A 7,781-nucleotide genomic window follows, 5' to 3' on the forward strand; every position below is an offset into this window, starting at 1 on the left:
TGTATTACTCCTTGAGTGCTCCTGCGGTGAGTCCGCTGACGATCTTTTCCTGCGCGATGACCACGAGGATCGCGACGGGGATCACCCCGAGGATACTCGCGGCGGCCATGAGGTTGTACAACACCTCGTACTGCCCCTGATAGGCGAGGATCCCGTCGAGGATCGGCGCCCAGTTCTCCGGCTGACCGTCCGTCATCAGGAACGAGAAGAAGAACTCGTTGTAGACGGCGATGAACGTCAACACGCCGGCCGTCGCGACGCCGGGTGCCGACAGCGGGATGATGACCCGGAACAGCGCGCCGAGGCGAGTCGTCCCCTCGACGCGGGCCGCGTCCTCCAGACCGTCCGGGATCTGTCCGTAAAACGTAGTGAGAATGAATATCGCGAGGGGCATGAAGATCGCCGACAGCGGGGTCACGAGGGCGAACGGCGTGTTGTAGAGCGTGCCGTCGCCGGTGATCGGCTCGAGGAACACGAACGAGGTGTTAAAGAGGTCGTTCAGCGGGATGAAGAAGGCGGCCGGCGGGAAGAACGAAATGATCAACACCAGTAGCATGAGCGGCGTTCGGCCGGGGAACTCGAGGCGGCCGAAGGCGTAGCCGGCGAGGCTGGCGATGACGAGCACGACGACCGTCGAGGCCAGCGCGATCACGAAGCTGTTGAACATGTAGACGTGGAACGGGATGACCTGAAAGACTTCGACGAACGCGCCCGGATTGAACCCGTTCGGCGTGAAGACGATGTCCTGGAGCTGCCCTTCCGGCGTCAATGCCACCATGAGCAGCCAGTAGAACGGGAACAGCGTCGTCACGAGGAAGAAGATCGCCGCGACGTAGAACATCGCCCGGTACACCCGCTCGGGGTGGGAGATGGAGTTCGCTACCCACCGCTGGAACGGGCCGCGGTCGAGTTCGGCGTCGCGATCGTCCTCCAGGACGGACGTGCCGCCGTCGGGTCGGCGGAGAGTCGGATCTCGCGGCGGTCCGTCGCCCGCGTCGTCGATGCCTCCGGTGTCGTTCGAATCGGTGGAATCTCTCGGATCGGACATCAGTACATCCCTCCTTCGGTGTCACGGAAGAGTAGCACGTAGCCGCCGATGATCAGGCCGATTACGAGCGCCGTGGAGAAGGCCACGGCGGCGGCCGTCGCGTAGATGCGGGTCCCGCCGAACATCGCCTCGACGACGAGACAGCTCAGCGACGGGACGGTCGTACAGCCGGCGGTCGACTCGATCAGCCCGAAGACGCGCATCGCGTCCATGGTTCGGAACAGCATCGCGACCAGCAGGGCCGGCATCACGAGCGGGAGCGTGATCAGCTTGAATCGCTGCCACGGCGAGGCCCCGGCCACGCGCGCGACGTCGTACAGGCTTCGGTCGACGCTCTGGAGTCCCGCGAGGATCAGCAGGGCCATGAACGCCGACGACTTCCAGATGTCGGCCACGAGGATGATGATGAACGCGTCCCGGCTGTTGGCCAGCGGCGTCCCGCTGAAGACGCCGATGCTCTGCATGAGGTCGGAGCCGAACCCGACCGTCGGCTGGAACAGCAGGAAGAAGATCATCCCCTGAATGACGATCGGCACCGCCCACGGGAGGATGATCGCCACGCGGACCCATCGACGCCCCGTGAACTCCTGGTCGAGCACGTACGCCTGGCCGAACCCGATCACCGTCTCGAAGATGACGCTGATGACCGCGAACGCGAGCGTGACGAACAGCGCCTGCTGGAAGAACGGAGTGCCGAGTTCGATAAACGGGAACGACGACGTCAGTCCGACGTCGAGGAACTGCCGAGCCAGTCGCGCGTTCCCGGTGAGGATGTCGACGTAGTTCTCGATGCCGACGAAGCCGCCGAGCGGGTCGAGTCCCCGCGTCTGGTTGGCGCGAAGCGACATGACGAACGTGCGTATCATCGGATAGAACGCGATCAGCGTCAGCAACGCGAACGCCGGCAACAACAGCAGGTACGCGTATGCCGCCTCGCTCAGTCCTTCCATCCAGTTGACGACGGCGTTACCGGTCCGATCCCGGTCCCCCTCCCGTCCGGATTCATCGCCGATCAGCCCGTCCGTATCCGTATCAGTCGCCATTCGTTTCCACCTCGGCTTCGCTCTGCTCGAGTTCGTCCGCGAGGTCGCTCATCGCGGCCTCGGGCGATTGCTCGCCGCGATATGCCGCGTTGACCGATTGATAGATCAGCGCGGACTGTTCCGGCCAGAGATCGGTCGCGGGGCGCGGAATCGCGTTCTCGCTGGCTTGCTGGACCACGTCGTCGTAGCGAACGACGGGGCCGACATCCTCCGGACTGGCCGCCGCGACCAGATCGAGGTTCGGCGGCAAGTAGCCCCCGAGTTCGAAGACCGTGAGCATGACCTCCTCGGTGGCGAACGCCTCGAGGACCTGGAGCGCCTGATCCTGGCGCTCCGAAAACGGGCTCACGGCGAGGTTCCAGCCGCCCAGCGCCGCGACGGTGCCGCCGGTGCCGTCGTACTCGGCCTCCTGCTGGGAGACCGCGTACGGCCGCGTCATCACGCCGAGGTTCTCGCCGAACGCCTCCTCGGTACCCGTCTCCGCGATCGCGTACGACCAGTTACGGTTCGAAACGGCGTTGCCGGCCGCGAACGGGTTGAGCGACTGCTGTTCGGTCCACTGGACGATCGCCGACGGACAGATCTGTGCGTAGCCGTCCATGGTGTTTTCCTCCTCGCCCTCGATGAACGAGCGCATCATTCGGATCGCGTCGATGCAGCGCTCCTCGTCGACGGTGATCGGCCGGTCGCCCGCGGTGAAGAGGTTGTCCGCCCCGCCGTAGTACGCCCCGCCCCACGACGTCATCACTTCGTTGAACGTACAGCAGGACAGTCCCTCGTAGGCGGCCGCCTGCGTCGTGAATCCGTAGTCGAGTCCGGCCTGATCGCGCGCATCGCGGACCGCCGCCGAGAACTCCTCCCAGGACGGCGGCTCCGACGGCCAGTTGCCGGTGTCGTAGCCGGCGTCTTCGATCAGATCCTCGCGGTACAGCGTGAACCCCAGGTCCGGAAAGAACGGCAGGGCGTGGAGATCTCCGGTCTGGGGATGGCGAGCCGTTTCGAGGATGGCCTCGAGGTAGTTGCTGTTGACTCGCTCGAGCACGTCCTCGGAGAGCTCCTCGGTCAGGTTGACCGTCTGATTCCGGAGGACGAACGGGACCGTCCAGCCGCTGTCCATCATGTGAATGTCGGGCGGAGCGCGACCCGCCTCGAGCGCCGATTGAGCGGTCTGCATCCGCGCTGCGGAGTCGCTGACGACGGTCTGGATCTCGAGGCGGATCTCTTCGTCGAGGCCGGCGTCCCAGAGCGCCTGCTGGACCGAGGGTTCGTCGCCCTCGCTGTGTATGATCCCCGCGACACCCGAGTCGGCGGTCATCACCACGGTGTTCGCTTCGCGCCCCCGACCCAGACAGCCGGTGACGGCGACCGCCCCCGCCGTCGACACCGATGCGGCTTTCAGGAACGATCGCCGCCCGAAACGGGAGCGGTCACTTTGACCGGCGGTATCGTGTCCCATGCGAAGAAACGGACCACGTTCACCGACTTAATTGTTAGCTATAAATATGGTAATAAAATGTGAGTGTTCGGATATGGATTCGGTTACGAACACCGAGCACTCGATCCGTTCATCGACGACCGGCAGTGACCGTCGTCAGGAACGCCCTAATCCCGTATTGCCGACGGACGGTCGGCAGGTGCCAGCCGATGGACTACAATGGCACTGATCGTAGTTCGGCGGCGCAACTAGCGCGACTCGTCCGTCGAGCCCGTGACCCTCCGACAGTGGACAAACCGCTTCGATGACCGACGTTCGACGGCCCAGACGGTCGACCGCGTCAGCGCTCCTCGAGCGTCGGGGGCTCGTTCCGGCCGATGTGGATCTCGTGGGCCTCGACGTCCTCGAGGGCGGCGACCCGGCCACCGACGGAGACCGCGTCGCCGTCGTCGGTTTCGATCGTGAGGCTCGCGACCTCTTCGCTGACCTCGAAGTCGATGTCGCGGACCCGGCCGCGGACGATTCGCTGGCCGCCGACCTCGACGTCCCGGCCGTCGATGGTCGCGTAGAACTCGCCGCCCTCGTCGATGAGGTCCTTGACGCAGCGACGGATGGAGGCGTACGTCCGAGGGTACGACCGAGCGGTGCCGTCCTCGCCGAGCGTCCTGTCGGCGGTCGTCCAGAGGACGGTCCCGAAGAAGCCGGAGATGAGGAAGCCGAGCGCCGATCGATTGAAAATCACGCCGTACCGGTCCTGATCGTCGCGCAGGGCGTCCTGCGTGGCGTAGACCGAGTAGTTCCCGTCGGCGACGGCGACGACCGGCGTCGTGATCCCCCGACGGGCGCGGGCCGTCGTCGCGACCTCGCCGTACGCGAAGTCCGACGGGTCCGGGGCCTCGCTCGCGGGCGTCACGATCAGGTCGACGCTGACGCCGGCGTCGACCGCCGCTCGCAGTTCCGCCTCGAAGCGGGTCAGCAGGTCCGGCGTCAACGACAGCGCGAGTTCGAACTCCGCGGCGTCGATGACCTCCTCGAGGTAACGGAGGATCGTCGATCTGGACTTGACCAGCGAGACGGCCTCCGTATCGCGGGCCGGCGCGGTGTAGCGGGCCTCGAGTTCCTCGATCATTTGTTCGAAGGAGGTCTGGACGTCGTCGAAGGCCTCGCCGGGATCGATCGCGACGACTTTCATCGGACGGGACTCGCGTAGCTCGACCAGTCCGCGATCGCTGAGGCTGCGAACCGTGTCGTAGACGCGCGGCTGGGGAATGTCCGTTCGGTCCGCGATCTCGCTCGCCGTGAGCTGGCCCTGCTCTAACACGGTGAGATAGGCGTCGATCTCGTACTCGCCGAGGTTGAACCGGTCCCCGACTCGCTCGACGGTCGAGCGAAGTTCGTCTGGTGCCATATCGGTCCCTATGCTCCCGGCCGCTAAATGATTTATTATACTCCGAGTAGCACCCGTTTTCGAAATTGGGTTGTTTTTCCCCGGCGGTCGAACGAAGGGTCAGAACGCTTAACCACGCCGGGCCAGAGCGTGTTGGTATGCGCGCGGTCTTACAGGGGAACGGCGACTCGATGGCCGAGGCCATCTCGAACCAGCTTCCCGGACGGGTTCCGCAACAGGCGGTCGAGATCTTCCTCGCGCTCATCGTCCTCGCCGCCGGCTGGTATCTCTCGAAGCTCGCGGTTCGGATCGCCGGTCGGACGGTCGCCCGCAAGATCGAGCGGCCGAGCGTCACGCGTACCGTTCTCCGGGGGGTGAGACTTGCCGTCTTCCTCTGGGCAGCCGGTATCGCCGCCGGCATCGTCGGCGTCGGCGACACGGAGATCCTCCTGTCGGTGACCGTCATTTCGGCCGTGATCGCGATCGTCCTCGCACCGTTGGCCGGCAGCTTCATCAACGGCCTCTACGTCCTCGCCGATCGCCCCTACGAGATCGGCGACATGATCGAAGTCTCCGACGCCGGCCACCGCGGATTCGTCGAGGACATCACGATCCGCTACACCAAGATCTTCACCCTTCAGAACACCTTCATCGTCATCCCGAACTCCGAGATTCACGCGCGCGACGTCGTCAATTACTCCGCCGAGGACGAGCGGACGCGGGTCTCGGTCGAGTTCGACATCACGTACGAGAGCGACCTCGAGGCGGCGCGCAAGGAAGCCGAGCGGGCTGCACGGGGTGTCGACGACGTCATCTCCGGCGGCCCGGATATCCGGATCGGGAGCGCCCGGTACGCCGCCGCACCGTCCTGCTACATCGCCGAGTACGGCGATCACGGGATCGCCCTCGAGCTGTTCTTCTGGATGAAACATCCCTACAAGCAGACCGTCGTCCGGTCGGCGGTTCAGGACGCGATCGGCGACCGCTTCGCGGACCTCGACGTCGAGTTCGCCTACCCGCACCGCCACCACGTCTTCGACGAGACCAGCGGCGTCGCGCGCCTGTCCGTCGACGGGGCCAGCGCCGAGCGATCGGCCGCGGACTCGCCAGCCGAACCGGCCAAGGGGCGTAATCCGAGCGAAAGCCCCGCCGACCAGACCGATCGGTAACGAGGATCCCGTTTCCACCGCCCCTTCGGTATCCGCCGTTCGGCCGCTATCGTGGGGGTGATTTATGCCACCTCCGACTCAATTCACCGTTACCAGACAGATGTACGACGACATTCTCATTCCCACGGACGGGAGCGAGACGGTTCCCGAAACGCTCGACCACGGCCTCCCGATCGCGACGAACAACGATGCGACGGTCCACTCGCTGTACGTCGTCGACAGCCGCGTCACCACTGCCGCCGACGAAGACACCAGTACGGATCTCGAGCGAGCGCTCGAGACGGAGGGCCGAGAGGCCGTGGCTGCCGTCGAAGACCGGGCGGCGGCAGCGGGACTCGATACCGTCGGCGAGGTACGGCAAGGGACTCCGGCGAAGACCATCCTCGAGTACGTCGAGGAAGAAGGGATCGACTTGATCGTCATCGGGACGCGGGGGAAGAGTCCCCGCGAGAAGGTGACGTCGCTGGGAAGCGTCTCGGAGCGAGTCGTCGACAACGCCTCGATTCCGGTGTTCGTCGTCCGAAACGCGGGCAACGGCGAGTGACGGGGTCGTCGCGATCCGAGATCAGTTGCGGACGCTCTCGACCGTGATCACTTCGCAGTCGAGGTGGCTCCGCAGATAGCTGTCGATGTCCGGGTTGTCGGTAAAGCGCTGGAAGAGCCGTCGGAGCCTGCTCGCCTGTTTCGTTCCGATGACGACCGCGTCGGCCTCCTCGGCCGCGACCTCGTCGAGAATGCTCTCCTCGACGAGAAAGCCGGTTCGGACGACGTACCGAGCGCTCTCGAGCCGTCCGAACGTCGCCTCGACGGCGTTTTTCAGGTCGATACGCGTCACTTTCTTCCCGTTCTGGTAGAGGTCGACGTGGAGGATCGTCAACGCGGCGTCTCGCTCGCGTGCGATCTCGATCGCCCGCTCGAGCGTTCGCCGCGAGTGCTTTGACAACGGATACCGGACGGGAACCACGACCAGCGACATTAGGGATCCGAAGGATTCCCGGGGGTGTAAACCTTTCAGTACGGACTGTCTATACTGCGAACTAATCCCATACGTCGAGTGGTACCATCTCGTTAGTCCGGTCGATTTCGGTGCCCTGTTCCTCGCCGAGCCGGCGAATGCGGCACGGAAAGACACTCCTTTATCGCGAGCGAGGCTACGGGTGACCATGCAACCCTGGTCGACCGACGGTGGCGATACCGTCTATATTTCCGAGACGGACGGCGATAGGGGGTCGAAAGGACCGTTTCTGGTCGCCTACGAATCCCGCGATACGGAGCGTCGGTACGGTTGGTTCTGTGCGAACTGCGAAAGCCTCGACAACGCGATGGATTCGATGGGCCGAATCAAGTGCAACGAGTGCGGCAACTTCCGAAAGCCGACCGAGTGGGACGCCGCTCACGAATAACTCTCGCCGGACGCGGAGAGCCCGCTGTCGACGAACCGTTGACGGAGTCGATACCCGGACCGGATGACAGATTATACTACTTCCGATCAATCCGCACGACGACGAGACAGTCGATTCGAAATGTCCGAATAGAGTGGGAGTGTGACGAGGTAACTGTCCGTTCGTGTTAGGCGCTGTTTCGTTAAGCGTGAAAAGTGAGGCGGCACGATTTTGTGGTGCTCTATGCCAAAAATCAGCCGCCTCAGTGGGTGTAGCGACTGGATCGATTTGAGTTTTGTGGAGCGAGAGCGGACACC

At 64.3% G+C, this 7,781-nt stretch carries 8 protein-coding genes and 1 pseudogene; 4 read left to right on the plus strand and 5 right to left on the minus strand.

Annotated features, from left to right (window positions below):
- Positions 1–4: 4 nt before the first annotated feature.
- The 4 genes from NDI89_RS14220 to trmB form a co-directional block, all read right to left on the minus strand.
- Positions 5–1,048: a carbohydrate ABC transporter permease gene (locus NDI89_RS14220; protein ID WP_277522268.1), complete on the minus strand. Its 1,044-nt coding sequence runs from the start codon at positions 1,046–1,048 to the stop codon at positions 5–7.
- Entirely contained in the window at positions 1,048–2,091 is a 1,044-nt protein-coding gene (locus NDI89_RS14225; RefSeq protein ID WP_277522269.1) for a carbohydrate ABC transporter permease, read from the minus strand. Before NDI89_RS14225 ends, NDI89_RS14220 begins: the two co-directional genes overlap by 1 nt.
- Complete coding sequence (locus NDI89_RS14230) at positions 2,081–3,547, minus strand: extracellular solute-binding protein (RefSeq protein ID WP_277522270.1); 1,467 nt, start codon at positions 3,545–3,547, stop codon at positions 2,081–2,083. Before NDI89_RS14230 ends, NDI89_RS14225 begins: the two co-directional genes overlap by 11 nt.
- A 319-nt stretch (positions 3,548–3,866) precedes the next feature.
- The gene (gene trmB / locus NDI89_RS14235; RefSeq protein WP_277522271.1) at positions 3,867–4,934 is read right to left on the minus strand and encodes an HTH-type sugar sensing transcriptional regulator TrmB; all 1,068 of its coding nucleotides are present in this window, start codon (positions 4,932–4,934) and stop codon (positions 3,867–3,869) included.
- Between the two features lie 137 nt (positions 4,935–5,071).
- Between trmB and NDI89_RS14240 the strand changes: the two genes are divergently transcribed.
- Together NDI89_RS14240 and NDI89_RS14245 are read left to right on the plus strand one after the other, a co-directional pair.
- A complete protein-coding gene (locus NDI89_RS14240; protein WP_277522272.1) occupies positions 5,072–6,082 on the plus strand; it encodes a mechanosensitive ion channel family protein in 1,011 nt (336 codons plus the stop codon).
- Between the two features lie 100 nt (positions 6,083–6,182).
- On the plus strand, positions 6,183–6,626 hold the full coding sequence (locus NDI89_RS14245; protein WP_277522282.1) for a universal stress protein: 444 nt from the start codon (positions 6,183–6,185) through the stop codon (positions 6,624–6,626).
- A gap of 21 nt (positions 6,627–6,647) precedes the next feature.
- Here the strand turns inward: NDI89_RS14245 and NDI89_RS14250 are convergent, their stop codons facing one another.
- Positions 6,648–7,058, minus strand: coding sequence for a universal stress protein (locus NDI89_RS14250; protein WP_226006531.1), 411 nt, complete (start codon positions 7,056–7,058; stop codon positions 6,648–6,650).
- Between the two features lie 187 nt (positions 7,059–7,245).
- On the opposite strand from NDI89_RS14250, the gene NDI89_RS14255 reads away from it, so the two are divergent.
- Positions 7,246–7,485, plus strand: coding sequence for a DUF5816 domain-containing protein (locus NDI89_RS14255; RefSeq protein WP_277522273.1), 240 nt, complete (start codon positions 7,246–7,248; stop codon positions 7,483–7,485).
- A 222-nt stretch (positions 7,486–7,707) separates the two neighbouring features.
- A pseudogene (locus NDI89_RS14260) lies at positions 7,708–7,781 on the plus strand (IS6 family transposase); the annotation flags it as partial.

Origin of the sequence: Natrinema salsiterrestre, from assembly GCF_029502005.1 — an archaeon.
GTDB lineage: Archaea > Halobacteriota > Halobacteria > Halobacteriales > Natrialbaceae > Natrinema > Natrinema salsiterrestre.